Genomic DNA, 20,959 nt, shown 5'->3' with positions numbered 1-20,959 from the left:
CGAGTTTTTTCGGCGACGGCGCCTCAAAGCCGCGGCTTGAGGCGATCTTGTTTTCAGCTGACCGCTGGCAGGCCGGGGCGGTCGAGCTTGTTTGGCGACAGGGTGAAAATCTCGCAGCCAGTTTCGGTGACGCCGATCGTGTGTTCGTACTGCGCCGACAGCGAGCGGTCGCGCGTCACCGCCGTCCAGCCGTCCGACAGCACTTTCACATGCGGCCGGCCAAGATTGATCATGGGCTCGATGGTGAAGATCATGCCCGGCCGCATCTCGACGCCTTCCGAGGCGGTGCCATAGTGCAGGATGTTGGGTGCGTCGTGGAACAGCTGGCCAACGCCGTGGCCGCAGAAATCGCGCACCACCGAGCAGCGCTCGGCCTCGGCATAGGTCTGGATGGCGGCGCCGATGGCGCCGGTGCGGGCGCCGGGCCGGACCGCCGCGATGCCGCGCATCAGGCACTCGTGGGTGACTTCGAGCAGGCGTTCGGCGGCGCGCTTGATGGTGCCGACGGGATACATGCGCGAGGAATCGCCGTGCCAGCCGTCGAGGATGTAGGTGACGTCGATGTTGACGATGTCGCCATCCTTCAACGGCTTGTTGTCTGGAATGCCGTGGCAGACGACGTGGTTGATCGAGGTGCAGGACGATTTGGTGTAGCCGCGGTAGTTGAGCGTCGCCGGTAGCGCGCCTTGGTCCATGCCGAATTCGAAGACGAAACGGTCGATGGTCTCGGTGGTGACACCCGGCTGGACCATCGGCACCAGTTCATCAAGGCAGCGCGCGGTGAGATCGCAGGCCTTGCGCATGCCGGCAAATCCTTCTTCGCCATAGAGGCGGATCTGGCCGGTGTTCCTGAGGGGTGCCGTGGTGGCGTCGAGATAGGTGACCATAGTGTCCGTTTGCCTGTAAGCGGGCGGCGCATATCAGCCCGTTAGAAAATTTCCCCAGATTTGGCACTGCAAGCCGCAAGGTTCAAGGAAGAACTGCCGGCAATGGACTGATACTGGCGATATTCCTGGCTTGCGCGGCCGCTCAGATGACATCCAGGTGCGCGATCTCCTCCGAATGCCGAGATCGCACTGACGACACATTTTCGCGCAAAAGCAGCCAAAGCAACTTTTGACGACGAACGGCGTTGCTGTGGTCGACGCCAGTTCGGGAGATATAGAATGGACAGATTGCAATTCGAGGTGCCGGTGCGCATCGCGCCCGCGCCCGGGCTGCCGGTAGAGGAAATATACAGCGTCGAACAGGCGCTGGATATCCTGCATGACTGGCCAAAGAAGCGACAGGGCAAGGTCTATGAAGCGGCGTTCAATGCCTGTTTCGGGGCCACGGTGGATGTGGTCAGGACTGAGGACGCCTGGCGCGCCTTCATGGCGTTTTGCCGGGTCAGTGGCCTGCTGGCCAGGGACATGATGGTTACGGCCAAGCGCGCCGGCGAGGCGAGGGGCCTGAGGGTCTAGAGTTCTGCTTGGTCTGGAGGCCGGCCAACCGACTCGTTCCAATCGGCGCGGACTCCGCGGCGTTAAGGTTCCGTTTCCGACTTCACAGCTAGGCATGAGCCATAGAGCAGCGTCTGATTCGTTGCGTCGGTTTCATGGTGCAGAACATGTCTTCAGCCAATGTGCGTACCTTCCCGCTAGATCGGCAGACCGTGCTGGTGCGCGAGGTCGCCGCAAGGCTGGGCAGACTACACGGCGACACGGCCACGTCGTTCTGGAAGGCCACGGCGCGCGAACTCCTCGACAAGGCGGTCGCGGCCGGCTGCGATGCGGCTTCGGCGGCCAACGATGTCCGCCGGTTTTTTGCCGCGGTCCAGGACGAGATGCATTTCAAGGCGGACGATGCCGCACCAGGGCAGCGCCGGACGCGCACCCGCCCCTAGCCTCAAACAGACCACACACGCGCTCATCATTGTGTGGCCAACCGTGGACCCGTCTTGGCGTCGACGATCTCGGGCCTTGCGCTGTCGATCATGCCGTCCCAGTCACGGCGAGCGCCTTGTTGAACGCGAGACAGGCGATGAAATACTGGTCGCGCTCGGCCCTGGCGACGTCGGTCATCGCCAAGGAATCGTCGAGCGCTATGGCGGGACCCATCACGCCGGAGAACCTGCCTGACGGATGGCTTTTGCAGATGGTGGGATCGACGCGGTTTAGCGCAAGGCGTCGGCCTCTCGGCGATCCCTGTGCCGACCCGATCCGAATCGGCTATGCCTGCGCGATGCAGGAAACGTCTCTCTACATCCCGGTGAAGCGGTTTCTCGAGAGCCTGGAATTCACGGTGAAGGGCGAAGTCGGCCACTGCGATATCGTGGCGGTGCGCGACGGCGAGCCGCCTGTGCTGGTCATCTGCGAACTGAAATTGCAGTTCAACCTCGAACTGGTGCTGCAAGGTGTCGATCGCGCGGCGGCATGCGACGAAGTGTGGCTGGCCGCGCGCATGTCGGCGCGTGGCAAAGGCCGCGAGCACGACCGCCGTTTTCGCGCGCTGTGCCGGCGGCTCGGCTTCGGGCTTCTGGCTGTCAGCGGCAAGGGGGAGGTCGAATTGCTGCTCAGCCCGGCCGCTCTGCCGCCGCGTCGCGATCCGAAGCGGCGCTCGCGGCTGATGGAGGAACACCGGCGCCGGCGCGGCGATCCGGTGGTCGGCGGTGGCTCGCGAGCCCCGATCATGACGGCCTACCGGCAGGATGCGCTGGCCTGCGCCGCAGCCATGACCGACGGGCCGAAACGCCCGCGCGATCTGAAAGCGATTTCGCCACGCGCGCCCAGCATCCTCTTGGACAATGTCTATGGCTGGTTCGCGAGGGCCGAGCGCGGCGTCTACGCGCTGACCGAAGGCGGCCATGCGGCGTTGCAGCGCTGGCCGCAGGTAGCCCACGACCAAGGGTGAGTGGCCGGAGATTGCCGCGAGCAGGCGCCGAGGGAAACCTCGGCACGGCAGCCGCTGTTCGCCGTCTCAACCGATTCGCCGCGCCACCGTTCCAGCCGCTGCTAGTACGGCGGCGGCCGCGAGGCTATCGACCTTCCCGACATGGAGTATGCCGAAGAGCTGGCAGCCATCCTGAATGCCAACGACCTGAAGCAGAGGCTATCTCATGGGAGGTTCCCCGGAGGGTTCGCCTGACTAAGGTGGCATGACAAGTTAGCCATTCAACCAGCCTCGGTACTGCCCATCCAGGATGGCTCGTCCGATTCTGAACAAGTATTTGTTATTGAACTGACGCGTAAATGGAAAAGTTCGTCCATCGCAGCGCTCGGTGTGGATGCCTTCCCGCTGCCGACCGACGGCAATGGTCAGGCCCGCGCTTTCCTCGTGGGGTAGCGCGGGCCGCTTCAGCCTAGCCATGCTAGCTAGAACCCAGTTCCCGGTGGCGTTCCCTTCGTTCTTCAAGGAACAGCTAGGTGTGCTCGACCCATTCAAATTGGATGGTCAGCAAGTAGCCGCTGCCCGCCAGCGGCCCAGCAGCGGTCTGCGGGGACTTTGCAGCGGACGCGCTGGGCCTGACCGGTGGGGCGGTGTGGTATCCGCCGGCTGGCGAACATATGCGCCTCCTGCCAACGCCAGCGAAACATCCAAACGAACGAGGCGATCTAACCGCGATCTCGCCATCCAAGGCCAACACATAGGCCGATAGCAAAGGCCTATAATAGCTGAGAGAACGAAAATGGCCGACGCCATGGTTGGGGAACCCGGGTGGGTAGGCGCCGGCCACAAGCGGAACAGGCCCGCCGCGCCACACACATGGCTGATTTGTCATCACGTGGTTATGGTGTGATCGCGTAGGGCTAGACTAGCGGAACCTAGCGATCCTCGACGCGATCGTTCATCGCCACGACGACTTGGGAAACTTGACGGTTGCAGCCCTCTGCGATGTAGGTCAAGTCATGTACATCGGCCCTCCGATCATGAGCAGGCATGCGCCCATCCTACCATATCGCGCTGCCGGTATCGCAAGGCGCCGGCAGCAAGGGGGAGGCGACCAGAGCCGATGTGAAGGGACTAGGCAGCTAATATTCGCTTGCGCTAATTTAAATGTGCCGTAACGTCATGCTCAGCGTTTTTGGGGAGGAGCAACGGTGGGGAGTATGATGAGATTAGCTGTGTTTTGCGCGGCGATCGTGATCGCTGGGACTGGTGTCGCTGTTGCCAAGGAGAAGAAGGTGGTGGTGAGTCACGCCACGGACCTTTGCTCTACGAAGCACTCGGCCAAGAAGCAGGTGCTCGAGCTGGACTGCAGGCCGACCGGAACCGCCAAATTGCCGGCCGATGGAACGCCGGAAAAGCCGCGCCTCGGATACGACACCGATCCGTGGCTGGTTAAAGGCCTTTAGACACCAGGCGACGGCAACACAGCGCGGCTAAGGGGAATGTGCGCTGGCGGTGAAGCCTTCTTTGTTCTCTGATCGGTGGAACATTGTCGCCTGGAAACGCTTCGGACGGTGCACTGCCCCATCAGTGCAACGTTCCCTTCCTTGTTTGCACTGGCCGGCTGCCGAAAGGTGGCCGGCTTTTTTGTATATAACCGCGACCTGATGTTTGGGGCTTGTTGATTTGACAGCAGCGAGTGGCCGCTGCTGGCTTAGCGTCCAGGATTGGAATCTGTAAAGGCGAGATCACCAAGGCAGGGAGGACCAGACTAAATAACGGTTTCGTCTGTTAGCCGCGACGCCGGCGATAATTGAATTCAGAAGGGCGTCGGCCCGGCTGCCCAACATCAGGGTGCACAGACAGCCGGGCCAAGGCTGGAAAGAGGTTCCGCTCCCGCCCAACCGGGATCGATCAACGCCATACCGCAGTCTGTGGTCTTCGCCGTCGATATCAGGCATCCGCGGGTAGAGCGGCTCGATGCCATCGAAGCAGAACTGCGCCAGGTGTGCGCGGCGGAGGCAGAAGCTCAGCATTGCACGGTTACGATCAGTCGGTCGCTCGACATGCCGGGGGCGGCATTCTCTCCCGATATGGTCAAAACCGTCGAGGAGGCCGCCAATAGCCTAAAGCTGCCGCACAAACAGATGATCTCGGGTGCATTTCATGACGCGCTGTTCCTCGCCCGGGTGGCGCCTGCCGTGATGATCTTTGTGCCGTGCCGTGACGGGCTGAGCCACAACGAGGCGGAATATGTGGAGCCTGCCCACGCGGTTACCGGCGCGCGGGTTCTGCTTCAAGCGGCCACCGTCGCCGCCTCTTAGGCAGCGACGGTGGCACAGGCGTGCTGGCGTGAAGAGGCAACCCGTGGGACTTCCTGGTGCCCGCCCGTCATTTCGTGACGTCGGCGGGCTGCAACGGGTGGTCAAGGCCGCCGAGCTGCGGCGGATTGATCGCGGACGTACGATCGGCCCACATTCAACACCTGACCAGCAGAAAAGCCCACCAGATCCCTGGGCCGTCATTGACGCCGTGGGTGATAGGCGGTGACGATCTCGTCGGCTTGTCGACATAGGCGATCTGCTGGGCCGCCTCGGCCACCCGGAGGAAATCCCCACGCCCGACATAGACCTTGCCCGTGCCGATCGCGAGTAACTGGTCGAGGAGGGCCTTCCAGCCGTCCAGCGTCGGGTGTGGTGCGCCGTAGCCCACATCGTTGCGGGTCCGTCGCGGGTCAGCTAATCTGGCAAGCTTACATCAGGGATGCGGTCGCCAGACGATTGCGAACGCCGTTCGGCTTCTGGTCGCCAACGTACTCCACTTTCGTGTCTACCAGACGATCGCTTTCGATCCCGGCTGCGGTTAAGATATCCTCGACCGCCTTCAGGCGCTGCTTGGCCAGTTCCTTGTTTGTCTTTGCAGCGTCGGCGCCGGTGAATTCCGTAGCCGCGAGAGCCGTCAGTTCGACATTGCAACGTGAGTTGCGGATCCTGGCGGCGAACTTCTCGAGGTCGGCCTTGACCCTCGGTGAGATCACATAGGACTGGCTATAGAAAAACAGGTCGACCTGCACAGGGCTGCGCTTCTCATATTGCCGGCAAGATATGCCTTGCTTTGGCAGCGTGTACAGTATCGCGCTCCGCGCCGTATTGGTGTCGGCGGCGCCGTCGTCAACCCAATGCGAAAGCACCAGCACCATTTCGGGCTTGACGCCTTGCGCCTTGAGAAAATCGCCGGTTGCATCGAGCCTGAGACCAGCGATGTCGTAGGCTTTTTTGTAGTTGCCTTCCTTGCTCGCCGTTGCGTAAAGGCGGTAGCCGCAATCGTGCCCAGCATCCTTGACGAAAGCCGCAAGGGCCTTCGCGGATTCCTCGGATATCTTGCCGTCACCTTTTTTGAAGAGGACGCGATGTGCATTCCACTGCGTGCATTTAGACCCCACGTCGCGTTCCTGGGCGGCCGCGCCGAAAGACATTGCGCATCCGGTAATGACAATAAATGCCAGAACAAGGCCCAGCGATTTCTTCATTGTCTTGGCGCCTCCACGCGGACTTAATCTACTACCGCACTTAAACGTCGACAAGGCGCGACCGCGTCCCGACAACCCGCGCCCCTCAGTCCCACACCAGCAACAGCTTGCGCCAGAAAGCATTGGACGGCATCGGCTTCGAGCCGGATGGCAGCCGGATTGCCAGGTAGATCGTCAGCCACTTGCGATCGACCTCCCGGGTCGAAACTTTCAGGTCATGCAGTTCGAACGGTCTCGAGACGCGCGTCCATCCCGAGAATGACAGCGCGCCGACAGGTGCATCGTGTTTCCACACAAGTTTTTCTTCTTGCCTGCCGAGCGCCATGGCGAACTCGAATGGGGATGCTTCATCGTGGGCGATCTCCACTGTCGCGATGACACTTCTGGCAAAGGCCGGGAACGCCGAATTGAGGGCGGCAACAACCGGACCGTGCGTGTTCGGCCGCAGGAATATACCCCCATTGTCGCCCGCGATGAGCAGCGTCGGCAGCTCGGAGGGATAATCCGTCACAAGCGCCGCACGCTTCAGATCATCATTGGTCATTCGGCGCGTGCGTTGGCGCTGTTGGGGTGCGTTGAGGCGCGGGCGCCTGGCATCGTTCGAAACGACATGGCGGATATGGACGCTGGAAAAGCCGCCGAGGACGCGCGCCTCCGGGCGGCTGCCGCCGCATTTGACTGCCAACAACAAATCGCGTCGGCCGGTTGCCGGCGAACTGACCATCGCCCCTATCTCACGCGCCTCGTGCCGTCGGCTGACATCAGCCCAACCGCTCCCGCTGCCAACCTCAAGCAGCCGGGCGAGATTGCTGAAGGTCTGGTTTTCTGCGTCTACGATCGCGAGCTGAAACTGCGCAGAGCCCGTCAGTTCCTCGTCGAGGTAAACCCAACACGTCGCGCCTACGGTGCCCGGCGGGCAGACTCCCTTCAGCAAAGCCATGGTGACATTGCTGCCCCTTGCTTCGAGGAACAACTGGTCTGGAGACTGTTCGACATAGCTCAGCAGGTCCGGATCGGCATCCGGATACGAACCGACATGAGCCAGGCGCATGGGCTCGGCGGAAAGATACTGCTCGCGGTACAGCGAGGAATTCAACTCGGGCACCGTCTCTCCGGTCGCAGCGTTGAGTATTTCAACCACACCCACAGCAAAGTCGCTTCGCCCTGCACGGGCGAGAAGCGAAATTGCGGTATCCGCCCTGCCTTCGCGTGCCGCGATCTCGGCCAGCAACTGCATGGCGTCCGCGGTATTGGCGGGACCTGTACTCAACCTGAGATACCGCTCGTCGTTAACCCGCAGCTCCAGATTCCAGAGATTGAGCTCCTTCTCATGATTGTCGGTGTTCGAGCTGATGGCCAGTTGCACGAACATTTCCGTTTTCGCGAATCGATGCTTTCGAAAGACAGCGATGATCGGCTTGCGATTCCTTAGCCACTCGGCATTTCGATTCATGCCCGTCGGTGCCGACCGGTACCAATAGAGCGGCTCCGGGACAGGGACGATCTCCAGGCCTGCCAGATCCGCCCGAAGGAAAAACTCCCAGTCGCTTGCGGAAAACCCCCGCTCTTCGTTGAGGTAACCTATCTTGTCGAACACCTCACGCCGGAACATCGCATTGGCATCGCCATACGGATTGTTGAGCATGGCGATGTCCGTCGGCCCGCCGACCGGGAAGTAGAGCACATAGCCGCTCCTGGTGTCCGGCGGCACGAAGGGCTCGTTGAGCCACTTGGCGAAGGTCGTGCAGATATCGGCGCCGGAATTTTGCATGCCGGCGACGAACGTACTGACGGCGTTTGGGAACAGCACGTTGTCGTCGTCCAGGAACAGGATCAGCGAACCCCTGGCGGCGCGGATACCGGTGTTGCGCGCCTTGCCGAGGAAGCCGTTCTTCTGCTGGATGATCCGCCATCCTCGCTGCTCGAACTCCGGTTCGAGTTCCGCCAACAGGTTGATTGCATCGGGATCGGTGCTGCCGTCATCGACGACAATCAATTCGATGTTGGGGTAGTCCTGGCGTCGAACCGAGGCAATCGCCTGCGGCAACAGGTGCACCCGGTTGTAGTGCGCAGTGATGATCGAAACGAGCGGCCGTTGGCTCCGCCTGCGACTGGAGACCTTGCCGGGTTCGCGGGAGAATTTCGCGTGCAGCCCGCTCCAGGCTTTCTCGAGCGCTTCCCGCTTTTGCAGGGGCTTTGCCGGACGAAACGATCGGCTTTCCAGCACAGACGCAATTTTGGCCGCGATGGCGGAGGCCGACGCATCCATCAGGACGGCATCGGCCGACTTCGGATGGAGCACGTCACGAATGCTGCCGACATCTGTCGCAATGAACGGGATCTCTTCGTTAAGGCACGTCATCACTTCCAGCGGCAGCTGAGCCGCTGAGTGCGTCATCGCCACCAGAGCATGACTCTGCCGCAGGTATCTATAGATGTCAGGCTCATCTCGAATGGGCAGGAGCTTCAATTTGAACGGCCATTGCCGCGCACGCCGAACGATCATGCCACCCGAATGCTCGCCCAGGACATGACCAAACGCGCCGACTACCGTCACTGTCAGATCGGTGACGCCGCTGTCGGCCAGACGATCGAGCGCATCGCAGAACAGCGTCAGCCCATCGCGCGCCTCTGTGCCTGAAAAATGAATCACTTCGGCGGTTGGCCGATCCCGCGGCCTGTAGTGATCGACAGCGAAGTTGGAACGCCACTCCTCCGGCTCGAGGGGCGCAGCAATGTGATGGCTGGTGGGCAGCTTCCATCCCGCCTTGGCCATCCAGTCGAGCAGCGACTGGCCAGCGATGACAAGATGGTCGCACGTCTCGGCCGACCTCTTTTCCATGTGCGCGATGGTCATCTGCTCCTTGCGTTCGACCGCCCGTGAATTGGCTTCCAGCTTCCACACAAGGGGCTCATGTGCGAGCACGATGATCATAGGAGGATCGGGAAAGACACCTGTGCGCTTCGCAAGGGTGGAGAAATGCGCCAGTCCGCCTTCAAGCGCAAAATAGACGACGTCGAATGCATTCTGCTTGAGGTAGTGGTAGACGGCCAATGAGTTCTTGTCGCAGGACTCCGTGCCGCGCAGCAACTCGGGCGAGGGCGGCAACAATTCGAGCCGCACCAGGAAATTGTCGAAGCACCATTTGCCCAGCCTGACTATTTCCTGATCATCGGGCTGGCTGCCGAGCGGGCTCGGCGCCCAAAGCAGCGTCACGGTATCGCCGGTTCCGGCCAGATGCTGCGCCAGCGCGTAGGTTACCGACCCGTGATCGCCAGTCGCCGTCGAGCCGAACTCAACCTCCGAAACGACACACACATTGCGAGGCTTCTGGCTTGCCTGTCGCTTGCCCGTGGGCATGGCGCCTGCCTTGGAACCAATGCTCAATGACCCCCCCTTGTCAGCCCGCTTCGTTCGAAACAGTCTTGCCAACAGTTGGATAACACTTTGATAATCGTTTCGCGGGACTCTCAGCAGCGTACCTGCCTTTCGCGTAAACTGGTTGATGACCTCGGATGGTTGAACTTCGATCCCCAAAACATCTCGCGCGACTGGACGACCGGCCCATTGACGTGACCGATGGCGAGATCTTGTGCTTTGTCGGACTGCGCAACGAAGCCCAATTGCTGCGGCAACTTCTCGACCACTACCGCGGCCTGGGCGTCGATCGGTTCTTCTTCCTGGACAATGGCTCCACGGATGGGACCCGCGAATTGATCCTGGAGCAGCCGGACAGCCACTGCTTCCACACGGAAGGATCGCATTTCGCTGAAAACATCGATCCGCCGCGATGGATCAACACGCTCATGAATGTGTTCGGCACCGGCCATTGGTGCCTTTCGATCGACGCCGACGAACTTCTCGTCTATCCCGATTTTGAGCGGGCAAATCTCCAGCAGCTTTGCAGCTACCTCGATTCGACCGGCGTCGACGCTGTCATAGGCTCCATGATCGACATGTACGCCGATGGCCCGTTGGCCGAATACAGCTATGATGGCAAGATCCCGCTTGTTGAAGCTTCACCCTACTTCGACCCGGAGCCGGGATGGCTGCGCCCGCGCGACGGTATGTACCCACCCGAGCAGATGTTCGGTGGCGTGAGGGAACGGGTCTTCTGGCACGGCCGGTTCAAGCAAACTTTTCCCCCGTGCCTGACAAAGGTGCCGATCGTGAAATGGGGGCGCGGCACGCGTTATCACGTCGCACAGCACACGATCAGCAAGGTCCGATTCAGCGAACTGCGCGTCGCATTGCTGCACTTCAAATTCGTCTGGGGATTCCGCCAGAAATCAGCGTCGTCTCTGAGTGAAAATGCGCAGCTCAAGGAAAAGACGCTTGAGGAGCGCGCTGCCTACATGGAGGCCTTGGAGCGCAATCCAAAACTCGCGCTTCGGAACCAAAGCTCCGTCTGCTATCGGGGTGACGGCGCGCAACTCGTCGAACTCGGCTGGATGAAGACCTCGGAGCCCTTCGCCGGTTTCGTTTCGACCCTGGCCATGCAACACCAGCGCAGCGACTACGCCACCTGATGTGCTCGAACTACTGAGGGAAAATCCGGCTGATGCTTATCCGCCGTAGCGGCCGCCGCCTTCACCGTGGCCTTTGCCCTCTTCACCGCCCGCAAACTGGCCCAAACTGTTGAGAGCAAGCGCCTTGCAGGCTGTCGGAGCGTTCGGGTACCGGTGCAGATAATCCTCAAGTGCCTCGATGGTGCCGGTTTTAAGGGCCTGCTCGCAGGCAAGCTCGGCTTCCTTGACGCCAACTTCGGTCTTGGCCTGCGCCGCGTCAGAAAAAGCGACGCTCAACCCCAGCAGACTAAGTCCACCCAACAGTAGAGAATGAATCCTACGCATAACGCACCCCACCTACTCAACCCACTGAAACATTAGCGTCTGTTAACGTTTTGTCAACCATTCTTGGAAGGTTCCACCAACGTGGTTAACGCGCACGACCGATGAACGGGCTTGGCTTGCGCTCGGATCTCCCTTGCCTGGTTGGATCGACGTTTAGTCGCTGAACAGTGTCAGCGTGCGGAAGAACGCATTCGTGGGAAAACCGTTGGACGTTGCGGTGAAACGAACGGCGAGAACGATTGAAAGCAGCATCTTCCTTCGTGTGCGAAGCGTTGCCACCAAGTGATGACGCACAAATCTGTCTTCGATGCTCATCCAGCCTGAGAAGGCGATCGTTTGCTTGCCGATGTCCTGTTGCCAATCTATGGGCTGGTCGGGTCGAGCAAGGGCGAGAGCAAAATCCATCGCCGGCGCATCGGCATGAGCGATTTCGACGGATGCTTCAACCTTCCGGAAGAAGGCTGGAAAATGATGATCAAGCGATGCAGCGACTGGGCCGTCCGCATGCGGACGCAAGAACACCCCGCCGTCGTCCGGTGCGACAAGCAGCAGCGGGAGAGCCGAGACGCGGGGTGTAAGCAACCGCGCACTCCGCAGCATGTCGTAGTCGAGAATGATAGAGCCGCCGCCGACATCAGGACGGTCGGCGGCATTGTGGTCTGTGGCGGGGCGCCCAAGCAAAGTGGCAGCCGTATCGGGGCGGCCGATCGACCCAGCAATGCTGGCAAGCTTCTCTATGGCCGCATCGCTGTTCGGCTCGATGTCGCAAAGCTCCAGATACTTCCGATTGCCGGGGGTATATTTCAGGTTTTCGCGGGCACTTTCAATTTCAGACCGGTGCGCGTTCTGGGCAATGGCCAAATGATGCAGCAGGCGGGCGCCATCGGGCAGGCTCGACCTGAACGCCTCCAGGATGGGAAGCCGGTTGTCGTACCAGTTCGACGTCCGAAACATGCCATCCGGTTTCGAGCGATACCAGTATAGCGGCTTTGGAATCGTCCTGATCTTGAGACCGGCGAGAGAGGCTCGAGCAAAGAATTCCCAGTCGTGCATGGCGTAGCCCGGCTTTTCGATCAAGAACCCGATCCGCGAGAAGGCAGACCGGCGCATCATCGCATTCGCGTCACCGTAGACGTTATGGATCAGGCCGAGCGCGTCGGGACCACCCAGAGGCAGGTACTGGATCAGCCCGTCGGCGCGATCTTCGGGCACGAAATCCTCGTAGAAGATCAGTTGGAACGCAGTGCAGATGTCGGCACCCGATGTAGCCATCGCACGCACGAAATGATCGACGGCCTCCGCAAACAGCGCGTTGTCGTCGTCGACGAACAGGATCAGCTCGCCATGCGAAGCGCGGATGCCGGCATTTCGCGCCGCACCGAGGTGCTTGTGCGGTCGGCGCAGAATCTTCCACCCGCGCTGACGGAAGGTCGGTTCCAGCGTATCCAGCAATCGCCTGACTTCATCCAGGTCGCTTCCGTCGTCGACCAGAACCAGTTCCAGGTGATCATAGGTTTGCGCTTCGATCGCAGCGATTGCCTGTTTAAGATAGAGCGGCCGGTTGCGATGGGCCATGACAATAGAGACCAGGGGTGACGACCCGGCACTTTTGTCGACGCGCCAGCGCCTAGTTGGCGTCGGCAAGTTGCGCGTATCCAGCCAGGACTGCCGCCATTGGCTCAGGCTGTCGACAGGCAGTGGGCGAGGCGGGTCGTCGAGCGCCGCCGAAATGGCCTGCGCCAACGCGGCGGCGTCAGGATCGACCAGCCGCGGCTGCCTCGCCTGCGCACTCCAGCGCTCGGCGTTCGCGTCGACATTGGTCGCAACGAAAGGCAATCCCGCCTCGATGCATGCGGCAACGGTGCCGCCCGTCGATGCGGCGCGGGCGGGGATGACGGCAATCGCGCCGGCCCGCGCGACGTAGTCGAGCTTTGCGGCGGGGCTTGCGTGCGCCAACAGGTTGACCTTGAACGGCCACCGCTCGGCGCGTCTCAGCAGCAGTCCACCGCTGTGCTCGCCCATGATCTTTCCAAATGGACCGAATGCGGTGACCGTCAGCCCTTTTGGCGCCATTGGCGCTATGATGTCGAGCGCGTCGCAAAGCAGCGTCAGGCCATCGCGGAAGCGCCATCCGCCCAAGACGGCAAGTTCTCCGCCCGTCGACGATCGCGCACCGGCTGGAGCGAGACGATCCTGCAACGGCAACATCGGCGTCACGATCGCCTTCTTCACCTTCCAACCCTTCGACAACATCCAGTGTCGCAAGGCTGCGGACACACAGATGGTCCGGTTCGCCATCTCGGCGCAGTATTTCTCCATATAGGCGACGGCAATCACCTCCGTGCTGTCGAAGAACGCCTTGTCGGCTTCATGTTCCCATTCTTCCGGAGCGTGAGCGACGACCACGATCGGCGGCGCGGCAAAAGCCGCAGTCTCGACAGCCAGCAGCGTGTAGTAAGGCAGCCCGCCCTCAAGGGGCGCGTAGACCAAATCGTGGCCGGACCGTTCGAGATAATGCAGCACAGCGGCGGACCGGCTCTCGGGTGTCGTCAGCGAAGGAAGCAGCTGATCGGACTTGTCGAGAATCACCAGCCGCACCGATGCCGCCTCCAGCTCGCGGTGGCGCGGGGCCTCCTCCGTTGGAGCATCCCTGCCTGGAACCCATAGCAGGGTGACGTCGTCCCCCTCTTCGGCAAAAAGCCTGGCCAACTCGACCATGGCGCCATCTTCGCCGCCATGGTCGATCGCATTCGTCACGACGCAGACGCGGCGAGGCTTGCCTTCCTTTGACCTCCTCCGCTCCTTGCCACCAACGGCCATCCGACTTCCTCTGATCCAAATCCGCCGATTGCGCTACGCAGCACAGTCATCTGCAATGATGCCTGCGACAGGTTTACTTTTCAGTGATCATGCTTCTGCGTCATTGGTAAACCAAATCGTCAATCAGGTTCTAAAACGACTGCATAATCGATCGACTGATTCAAATTTAGCGACACGGAATATTCAATTTTTACGCCTCCCAGCTAGTCATTGACGGCATAGCAGGAGGCGCAAATGAAAACGACAATGAAGTTTCTCGGTGCGCTCGGTTTGATCGGCGCACTGGTCTCGGCAAGCTCCGCAGGAGAATTGCTGCGTCCGCGCATCAGCCTTGGCACGGCCAACGTCAAGACCATCAGTGGCGATCGCGGCGGCTATGTGATCGACTATGCCATTCGTGCGCTAAAAATGCGTCGCAGTGGCACTTTTGTGCGGTTCAACGGTTCGTGCGACTCGGCCTGCACGCTTTATCTGTCGATGCCCAAGAGCAAGGTGTGCATTACGCAGAGCGCGTCGTTCGGCTTTCACCTGCCGTATGGCGTTTCTGCGCGCGGCAATCAGGTGGCCGCAAATTTCATGATGAAAAACTACCCTGGCTGGGTTCGCGGCTGGATCGCCAAGCGTGGGGGGCTAAAGAGCTCCATCGCGACCATGACATACGCGGATGCGAGCCGCTTTCTGCCGACGTGTCCTTCCCAACAGCAGGGCATGACCGTCGCGAGCCTGAGCCCAACGCGTCTGCGCGGCGGCTGATTGCCTGCGCAGTACTGAAACGTCATGACGGCGGGCGGTCGACGGCGCCCGCCGTTCGTCAATTCATATGGCGGGTGCCCAGTTGATGGAACAGCTCACCTGGGCACAACGCCTCGCCGATTATCGCGTGGATTAACCAGTTCTCAAGAGACGTGGTTAACGCAAGCTCCATTTCATTGACTCTTTTTTAGCGCAAGCCGATTCTGCGGGTGGGGGTTTGAAGGCTGTCGGCCATTGTTTGGGGCCGAAGCGCAAACTGGCGGCGGGTAGTTTGTATGAGCATCGGCGGCAGTAGGGGGTCGGCGAGCCGACCTGAGAGCGGCCTTACGCAGTCGAAGGCGGGGACCGCTTCGGCGAAGAATGTGCGCTTCCGGCGCAGGAGCCTGCGGGTCATCTGCACGGGCCTGTTGTCGTGGCTGTTTTTGGGTGTCTACCGCGGCGCAATCATTGATCCGCAAACCACGGTTTTAGGCCTTTTGGCGGCCGTCCCCAAGGGATTGGCATCGAGCTACTATGACCTGATTGTCGTTACGTCCCTGACTGTGACGACTTTGATCCTGCTGTTCCTGGCAAAGGCGAGCCGTCTCGGCTCAGCAATCGTCGTCTTGCTCTTCTATGTTGCTATCGTGGTCTCTCTGGGCTGGGGATTTGCCAACATCAATCTCGTCAAAATGCTGGGCGAACCGTTCACGTTCCAGTGGCTGGTCTATGGCGACTTCCTGCAGAATGCCGATGCCAGGAACGCGATGGGCGACGCGCTCAACATCAAGGACTTCGCTACCCTTTCCGGGTCCGTCATCCTGGTGCTCATTCTTGGCTATGCCGCGGCCAGTTTGTGCCAGCGGCTGAGCGCCGCTGGCTACGGGGCCTTCCTGGGCGTGCTCGTTGTGTGTGTCGGCGCTGCCATCGCCGGTAGTGGACACCACGTACGTGCGGAAGCGCTGCCGGCGGCCGAGATCGACAATCCGATCCTGTATTTTGTTAAATCGGCCCTGCTCAATCCAACGCCGGTCGTGCTGACGATGAATGCCAGCACCAATGACCCGGATGTCGCCAGCGTCGGCGAGCGACCGCCGGAAACGTCGACCTTCAAGGCGCCGACGCCAAACCCAATCAAGAACGTGCTGATTTTCATGATGGAGTCGGTGCCATCCAAATACATCGAGACGTTTGGCGGCAAGTATCCGGTCACGCCGAATATGAAGAGGTATGCAAAGGACTCGATACGATTCGACAACATATATGCGCACGCACCGTCCACGCATTACTCGATATTTTCTCTGCTCACCTCGATGTACAACGACATTTCATATTATGGCATGACGGCAAGGTTTCCCTATCTGCCGCTGGACTCGATCTCCAACACCTTGTCCAAGAACAATTTCCGCACAGGGTTTTTCTGGAGCGCGGATTCCCGATTCCAACGGGTCGATGAGTTTTTCCTCAACAAGGGACTGGATGTGGTCCAGGACTACCGGGGGCAGAAATGCGGCACCCCGACCTTCAAGCTCAGCTCCGAGCAATGGAAGAACATGGATTACAACAGCGATCTTTGCACGGCGCAGTCGATCATCGACTGGATGAACAAGGACGCGGGAAAACCCTTCTTCGGCATCATGTTCACCGCGATGACCCATTATCCCTACATCACCGACAGCCCGATGTTTTCGAAGATGGCGCCTTCCTCCGATGGCAACACGCTGGTCCACTACTCGGACGACCAGAAATTCAATGCCTATCTCAACGCCCTGAAGGTCGGCGATGCAGCGCTTGGCGAGATCCTTGAATCGCTAAAGCAGTCCGGCAAGCTCGATTCGACGCTCGTGGTGATATTGGGCGATCATGGCGAGGCGTTCGGGGAGCATGGCGACTACATTCATGCCAGCGCCATCTACGAGGAAAACATCCACATCCCGCTCATCATGATCAACAAGTATCTCTTTCATGACGAGGTTGCGCACCCGGTCGGCGGCATCATCGATATCGCCCCGACGATCTTCGACATACTCGGACTTCCGCTGCCCAAGCAGTGGCAGGGGCGCAGCCTGTTCAGCGAGCAACGGCCAAACAAGACCTTCTTCTTCAATCCCTGGTCCGGTTTCCTGTTCGGCTATCGTGAGAACGACCGAAAGATCATCTTCAACGCGACCACCGGCAAGGTGGAGGAATACGACCTCAAGGCCGATGCCGACGAACGAACCAACCTCTTCAAGGTCGATACCGGCGACCGAAACGCACTGCTGCAGCCCATCGCCGGATGGGTGCAGTCGCAGAGGCAGCGTATGGCCGACCTGGTGACCGCCGCGGCGAAAGATACAGGACGGTGCTCCATCACCAGTCTGGAGGTCGACGCTGCCGGCATTAATCTCCGGGGCGCACCTCGGTTCGACGTCGTGGTCGACGGAAAGACCATCGCCGAGATCGACGTCCCGGGGAATGAAAGCGTCGCATCGACGCCCGAAGCCGCCATGGCGGAGCTGATGCAGGCGTCAACCGTGGCCAAGCCGTTCCACATCGATCTCAGCAGCGTGCCTAACCCGAAGACGATCGAGCTTCGCTACACCAACGACCTGTGGGGCGGAGACGGCAAGGCAGGTGATCGCAATCTGTACATCAAGAGCGTCAAGGTGAACGGTCAGTTGGTGCCAACCACCAGGCTGCATGTCGACGAGCAATCGCATGGCTACACCGACGACAACGGGACCGCCATGTACAGCAACGGCTCGCTATGGGTTAGCGGCCCGTTCGTCGAGGGATGTCTATAGCGTGCCGCGTGGCAGACCGTCGTCCTCGATTTGCAGCCCGTGCGCGCCGCGACAGACACTGCCCGGTCCTACCGGTTGACATCTTCGCGGGGTACTCACTAGCATGCGAAATACTGACGGTTCCAGCGTGAAGCCACTTGTCAGCGCAGGACGGACCGGGCCCGTTCTTGCGGTATGCTCGGCCGGTCGACGCCCGCTTGGGAAGCGAACATTGAATGCGACCGCTCAGCATGACGAACAGGACCGGATTGCCATTTGAGTCAGCGAGCTGGGCGAGGCGCCATCGACTTGCCATCTCGCTTGCGCCCGTCCTGGCCATTTGGTGCCAGATGGCGCTTTGCGGAGCCGCGCACGCAGCTGGTCCCAAAGACAGCGGCCCTGCAGATGCCGTTGCCGTTCCCACGGCTTTCCAACTTCAGCTTGTTTATGCTGACCGCACGTGGATATGGGAAAACGGAGCGGCCTATTTCGGACAGAAGGATCGACCGGTCCGGGCCTGGACCTCCGAGCAAGACACGGCTTCTGTCGGCGAAGGCAGATGGCATCTGAGCAACGATGGCAAGATGTGCATGGATCTCGTCTGGCGGTCCAAGACCTACGCCGCAGCGCCGATCCGCACGTGTTTCAGCCACCGCTTCCGGAGTGGGATCCTCGAACAGCGCAAGGATCCGGACGGTCTCTGGTACAGTTTCCGGCACTCTCCGGGAGACCCTTCCGACGAGCAACGAAAATTCGAGGAAGGCGATACAAAGGGCGGGCAGTTCGACAAGATCCGTACCTCGATCGATTCCAAAAGTTGAGGCTCGCTGAGAAGCTGTCACCCACCTCAATGAGCCACGTCCCCGATAAGCGACAAAGAGGGACGACTACCAGCTTTGAGAGCTGGTGATGTCCTCCGATGCATTTGGCATTCCTGGCGCAGTGGACCGGCGGCGCCTCGCCATCGGCATCGGAATTGTGAACGCGGTGGCCTCCAGTCCGAAGAACGGGGCGGCTGTCCTGACGATGGTATCGATGTCGGAAAGTTCCGGCACGAAGCCCAGGTGTTCGCGCGCTTTGATCGGGTCGGCATAGAGCTCCGCCGGGTCTCCCGGGCGCCCGGGCCTGAAGACGGCCGGAACCGATTTTGACGTCATCCGGGTCACCGCCTGGAGAATCTCCTTGATCGATACCCCGCGTCCGGTGCCGAGATTGACGGACAGGTTTTCGCCACCCGCCTCCAGATACATGAGAGCCCTCAGATGCGCGCGGGCGAGATCGCTGACATGGATGTAGTCGCGCACACAAGTGCCATCCGCCGTGTCATAATCCGCGCCGAAAACCTCGATCTCGTCGATGATGCCGGATGCGGCCATAAGCACTCGCGGGATCAGGTGCGTTTCAGGCGAGTGCCACTCACCGAGCTCGCCGTCGGGATCGGCGCCGCAGGCGTTGAAATAACGCAGGATCGCATATTTCATTCCGTAGGCGCTGGCGTAGTCGCTGATGATCTGCTCGCCCATCAGCTTGGTTCGCCCATAGGGGCTGATTGGATTTTGCGCCGAGGTCTCTCGAATGGGCAGTGTTTCGGGCACGCCGTATGTCGCGCAGCTGCTTGAAAAGATAATGTTTTCGATAGAACTCGAGCGTGCCGCATCAAGCACCGCGATGGTACCCGACACATTGGTCGAATAATACTCTGCGGGCTCGTGAACAGACTCGCCCACATAAGCCAGCGCAGCAAAGTGGATGATCGCTTGCGGCTGGTAGGTGCTGATCGCCTGCTGTAGCGCCTCCCGGTCCCGGATATCGCCGACAACAAGCGGCCCCCAGGCAACGGATCTCTCATTGCCACGGCTCAGATTGTCAAAAACGACGGGCAGGTAGCCGGCAGCTGACAACAGCTTGCAGGTGTGGCTGCCGATGTAACCGGCCCCACCCGTCACCAGGATTGCCGGGCGGCTCATTACATCGCAGCTTCTTTGACGCGCCGGTTCGGGTAGAGAAGGGCGTCAAAATACGCCGTGGTGTGCGCGAGCCCCTGGCTCAGGCTGATCTTTGGCTCCCAGCCAAGATTTTCCCGGGCAAATGAGATGTCCGGCCGACGCTGCTTGGGATCGTCGACCGGCAGCGGCCGATGCACGATCTTCGAACGTGAGTTGGTGTATTCGAGCACCTGTGTCGCCAGTTCCAGAATGGTGAATTCGGCAGGGTTGCCGAGATTGACCGGGTGCTGCGGTGCGCTCGGTGCGTTCATCAACTGGATAAAACCTTCGATGAGGTCGTCCGCGTAGCAGAATGAACGGGTCTGCCGGCCGCTGCCGTAGACGGTCAGGTCGTCACCGCGCAAAGCCTGGACGATGAAGTTCGACACGACGCGGCCATCGTCTGGTTGCATGCGGCGGCCATAGGTGTTGAAGATCCGTGCGACGCGGACATCGAGGCTATACGTTCTCGAATAATCAAAGAACAGCGTCTCGGCCGAACGCTTGCCCTCATCATAGCAGGATCGCGGACCGTGCGGGTTGACGTTGCCGAAGTAGCCTTCCGGCTGCGGATGTACCAGGGGGTCGCCGTAGACTTCGGACGTCGAAGCCTGAAATATCTTCGCATTGTTCCGCCGCGCGAGTTCGAGCAGGTTCAGCGAACCAAGCACGCTTGTCTTGAACGTATGGATCGGATTTGCCTGGTAATGCGGCGGGGACGCCGGACAGGCGAGATTGTAGATTTCATCGACCTGGAGATCCAAGGGCAGTGGGTCGACGATGTCGTGCTCGATGCACGTAAATCGCGGATCGCGCATGAGGGCGTTGAGATTGTATCTTTTGCCGGTGTGGAAATTGTCCAACACGACAACGTCGTAACCATCCCGCAAAAGACGCTCGCACAGATGCGAACCCAGGAATCCTGCCCCACCGGCAACCAGCGCGCGACCCCGATTGGAATTCGCGCCCCTTCGGGTGTTCCCGGCCCCGAGTTTCAGAACATTGACAGTTCTACCCATACTCCACCCCTTCGCCCTTACGCACTGCGCACACTACTGCCGGCCATAGCGTTGCCGGGCGACGTTCCTGAGAACGTCACAAACCTTCCGCTCCCGCGGAATCGTCCACTCCTGTTGTCTGTCGATTGCTTTTTGAGTTGCTGGGCGGTGCTACGCGGCTATTAGCTGCCGTTCAGCATCCGATACGCCCCGAAACCGCGGTCACGCGCCTGATGCCACCATCGCCCATTGCTCGCCCAAATTGCACATCCCAACGTTTCGAAAATATACCTGTGCAAAACATAGTCAACTAAATTAGCGAATCGTTAACCGTGTTCATTCGGGAGTGGTTAATCGCGGGGCGGCAGCGCAGCCGCATAAAGCTGAGAATTGGGCTATAAATTTGAA

Annotated in this window: 17 protein-coding genes; 9 read left to right on the top strand and 8 right to left on the bottom strand. The window is 60.3% G+C overall.

Annotation, left to right across the window (positions count from 1 at the left end; all coding sequences use genetic code 11):
* Positions 1 to 53 precede the first annotated feature (53 nt).
* Positions 54 to 887 carry a type I methionyl aminopeptidase gene (gene map / locus ACYG97_RS11025; protein ID WP_023733674.1) on the bottom strand — a complete coding sequence of 278 codons (834 nt, stop codon included), beginning with the start codon at positions 885 to 887 and terminating at the stop codon, positions 54 to 56.
* A gap of 279 nt (positions 888 to 1,166) precedes the next feature.
* Here map and ACYG97_RS11020 point away from each other — a divergent pair, with 279 nt between their 5' ends.
* The 5 genes from ACYG97_RS11020 to ACYG97_RS11000 all read left to right on the top strand — a co-directional run bounded on the left by ACYG97_RS11020 (position 1,167) and on the right by ACYG97_RS11000 (position 5,192).
* Complete coding sequence (locus ACYG97_RS11020; RefSeq protein WP_023688240.1) at positions 1,167 to 1,463, top strand: DUF982 domain-containing protein; 297 nt, start codon at positions 1,167 to 1,169, stop codon at positions 1,461 to 1,463.
* 146 nt (positions 1,464 to 1,609) lie between these two features.
* Positions 1,610 to 1,885 carry a DUF6074 family protein gene (locus ACYG97_RS11015; protein WP_023681621.1) on the top strand — a complete coding sequence of 92 codons (276 nt, stop codon included), beginning with the start codon at positions 1,610 to 1,612 and terminating at the stop codon, positions 1,883 to 1,885.
* A 338-nt stretch (positions 1,886 to 2,223) separates the two neighbouring features.
* Positions 2,224 to 2,892 carry a DUF2161 domain-containing phosphodiesterase gene (locus tag ACYG97_RS11010; protein ID WP_023705981.1) on the top strand — a complete coding sequence of 223 codons (669 nt, stop codon included), beginning with the start codon at positions 2,224 to 2,226 and terminating at the stop codon, positions 2,890 to 2,892.
* Positions 2,893 to 4,088: 1,196 nt separating this feature from the next.
* On the top strand, positions 4,089 to 4,334 hold the full coding sequence (locus ACYG97_RS11005; protein ID WP_460221577.1) for a hypothetical protein: 246 nt from the start codon (positions 4,089 to 4,091) through the stop codon (positions 4,332 to 4,334).
* A 468-nt stretch (positions 4,335 to 4,802) separates the two neighbouring features.
* Positions 4,803 to 5,192 carry a M20/M25/M40 family metallo-hydrolase gene (locus ACYG97_RS11000; RefSeq protein WP_023734500.1) on the top strand — a complete coding sequence of 130 codons (390 nt, stop codon included), beginning with the start codon at positions 4,803 to 4,805 and terminating at the stop codon, positions 5,190 to 5,192.
* Positions 5,193 to 5,346: 154 nt separating this feature from the next.
* Here ACYG97_RS11000 and ACYG97_RS10995 read toward each other — a convergent pair whose 3' ends face one another.
* From ACYG97_RS10995 to ACYG97_RS10985, 3 genes are all read right to left on the bottom strand, one after another.
* Complete coding sequence (locus tag ACYG97_RS10995; protein WP_023734499.1) at positions 5,347 to 5,580, bottom strand: hypothetical protein; 234 nt, start codon at positions 5,578 to 5,580, stop codon at positions 5,347 to 5,349.
* Between the two features lie 40 nt (positions 5,581 to 5,620).
* Positions 5,621 to 6,397 (bottom strand): OmpA family protein, encoded by a 777-nt coding sequence (locus tag ACYG97_RS10990; RefSeq protein ID WP_023734498.1) that lies wholly within the window; start codon positions 6,395 to 6,397, stop codon positions 5,621 to 5,623.
* 85 nt (positions 6,398 to 6,482) lie between these two features.
* Positions 6,483 to 9,785 carry a DUF6212 domain-containing protein gene (locus tag ACYG97_RS10985; protein ID WP_156937231.1) on the bottom strand — a complete coding sequence of 1,101 codons (3,303 nt, stop codon included), beginning with the start codon at positions 9,783 to 9,785 and terminating at the stop codon, positions 6,483 to 6,485.
* A gap of 128 nt (positions 9,786 to 9,913) precedes the next feature.
* Between ACYG97_RS10985 and ACYG97_RS10980 the strand changes: the two genes are divergently transcribed.
* Complete coding sequence (locus ACYG97_RS10980; protein WP_027049390.1) at positions 9,914 to 10,927, top strand: glycosyltransferase family 2 protein; 1,014 nt, start codon at positions 9,914 to 9,916, stop codon at positions 10,925 to 10,927.
* Positions 10,928 to 10,963: 36 nt separating this feature from the next.
* On the opposite strand, the gene ACYG97_RS10975 is transcribed toward ACYG97_RS10980, so the two are convergent.
* Positions 10,964 to 11,203: a hypothetical protein gene (locus ACYG97_RS10975; protein WP_023670631.1), complete on the bottom strand. Its 240-nt coding sequence runs from the start codon at positions 11,201 to 11,203 to the stop codon at positions 10,964 to 10,966.
* Positions 11,204 to 11,404: 201 nt separating this feature from the next.
* A complete protein-coding gene (locus ACYG97_RS10970) occupies positions 11,405 to 14,071 on the bottom strand; it encodes a DUF6212 domain-containing protein (protein ID WP_023734496.1) in 2,667 nt (888 codons plus the stop codon).
* 234 nt (positions 14,072 to 14,305) lie between these two features.
* On the opposite strand from ACYG97_RS10970, the gene ACYG97_RS10965 reads away from it, so the two are divergent.
* From ACYG97_RS10965 to ACYG97_RS10955, 3 genes are all read left to right on the top strand, one after another.
* Positions 14,306 to 14,824, top strand: a complete 519-nt coding sequence (locus ACYG97_RS10965) for a hypothetical protein (RefSeq protein WP_023746383.1) — start codon at positions 14,306 to 14,308, stop codon at positions 14,822 to 14,824.
* A 275-nt stretch (positions 14,825 to 15,099) separates the two neighbouring features.
* Complete coding sequence (locus tag ACYG97_RS10960; RefSeq protein ID WP_023734495.1) at positions 15,100 to 17,589, top strand: sulfatase-like hydrolase/transferase; 2,490 nt, start codon at positions 15,100 to 15,102, stop codon at positions 17,587 to 17,589.
* A gap of 230 nt (positions 17,590 to 17,819) precedes the next feature.
* Positions 17,820 to 18,389 carry a DUF995 domain-containing protein gene (locus tag ACYG97_RS10955; RefSeq protein ID WP_023734494.1) on the top strand — a complete coding sequence of 190 codons (570 nt, stop codon included), beginning with the start codon at positions 17,820 to 17,822 and terminating at the stop codon, positions 18,387 to 18,389.
* Positions 18,390 to 18,455: 66 nt separating this feature from the next.
* Here ACYG97_RS10955 and galE read toward each other — a convergent pair whose 3' ends face one another.
* Together galE and ACYG97_RS10945 are read right to left on the bottom strand one after the other, a co-directional pair.
* Positions 18,456 to 19,535, bottom strand: coding sequence for a UDP-glucose 4-epimerase GalE (gene galE, locus ACYG97_RS10950; protein ID WP_023734493.1), 1,080 nt, complete (start codon positions 19,533 to 19,535; stop codon positions 18,456 to 18,458).
* A complete protein-coding gene (locus ACYG97_RS10945) occupies positions 19,535 to 20,572 on the bottom strand; it encodes a UDP-glucuronic acid decarboxylase family protein (RefSeq protein ID WP_023734492.1) in 1,038 nt (345 codons plus the stop codon). Before ACYG97_RS10945 ends, galE begins: the two co-directional genes overlap by 1 nt.
* Between the last annotated feature and the right edge of the window lie 387 nt (positions 20,573 to 20,959).

This window comes from Mesorhizobium sp. W067 (assembly GCF_054719525.1).
This window is presented reverse-complemented; position numbering and strand designations above follow the sequence as displayed.

Coding starts and splice junctions, on each gene's coding strand:
- map (WP_023733674.1), bottom strand. CDS start 887: ATGGTCACCTATCTCGACGCCACCACGGCACCCCTCAGGAACACCGGC.
- ACYG97_RS11020 (WP_023688240.1), top strand. CDS start 1,167: ATGGACAGATTGCAATTCGAGGTGCCGGTGCGCATCGCGCCCGCGCCC.
- ACYG97_RS11015 (WP_023681621.1), top strand. CDS start 1,610: ATGTCTTCAGCCAATGTGCGTACCTTCCCGCTAGATCGGCAGACCGTG.
- ACYG97_RS11010 (WP_023705981.1), top strand. CDS start 2,224: ATGCAGGAAACGTCTCTCTACATCCCGGTGAAGCGGTTTCTCGAGAGC.
- ACYG97_RS11005 (WP_460221577.1), top strand. CDS start 4,089: ATGATGAGATTAGCTGTGTTTTGCGCGGCGATCGTGATCGCTGGGACT.
- ACYG97_RS10990 (WP_023734498.1), bottom strand. CDS start 6,397: ATGAAGAAATCGCTGGGCCTTGTTCTGGCATTTATTGTCATTACCGGA.
- ACYG97_RS10980 (WP_027049390.1), top strand. CDS start 9,914: ATGGTTGAACTTCGATCCCCAAAACATCTCGCGCGACTGGACGACCGG.
- ACYG97_RS10970 (WP_023734496.1), bottom strand. CDS start 14,071: ATGGCCGTTGGTGGCAAGGAGCGGAGGAGGTCAAAGGAAGGCAAGCCT.
- ACYG97_RS10965 (WP_023746383.1), top strand. CDS start 14,306: ATGAAAACGACAATGAAGTTTCTCGGTGCGCTCGGTTTGATCGGCGCA.
- ACYG97_RS10960 (WP_023734495.1), top strand. CDS start 15,100: ATGAGCATCGGCGGCAGTAGGGGGTCGGCGAGCCGACCTGAGAGCGGC.
- ACYG97_RS10955 (WP_023734494.1), top strand. CDS start 17,820: ATGACGAACAGGACCGGATTGCCATTTGAGTCAGCGAGCTGGGCGAGG.
- galE (WP_023734493.1), bottom strand. CDS start 19,535: ATGAGCCGCCCGGCAATCCTGGTGACGGGTGGGGCCGGTTACATCGGC.
- ACYG97_RS10945 (WP_023734492.1), bottom strand. CDS start 20,572: ATGGGTAGAACTGTCAATGTTCTGAAACTCGGGGCCGGGAACACCCGA.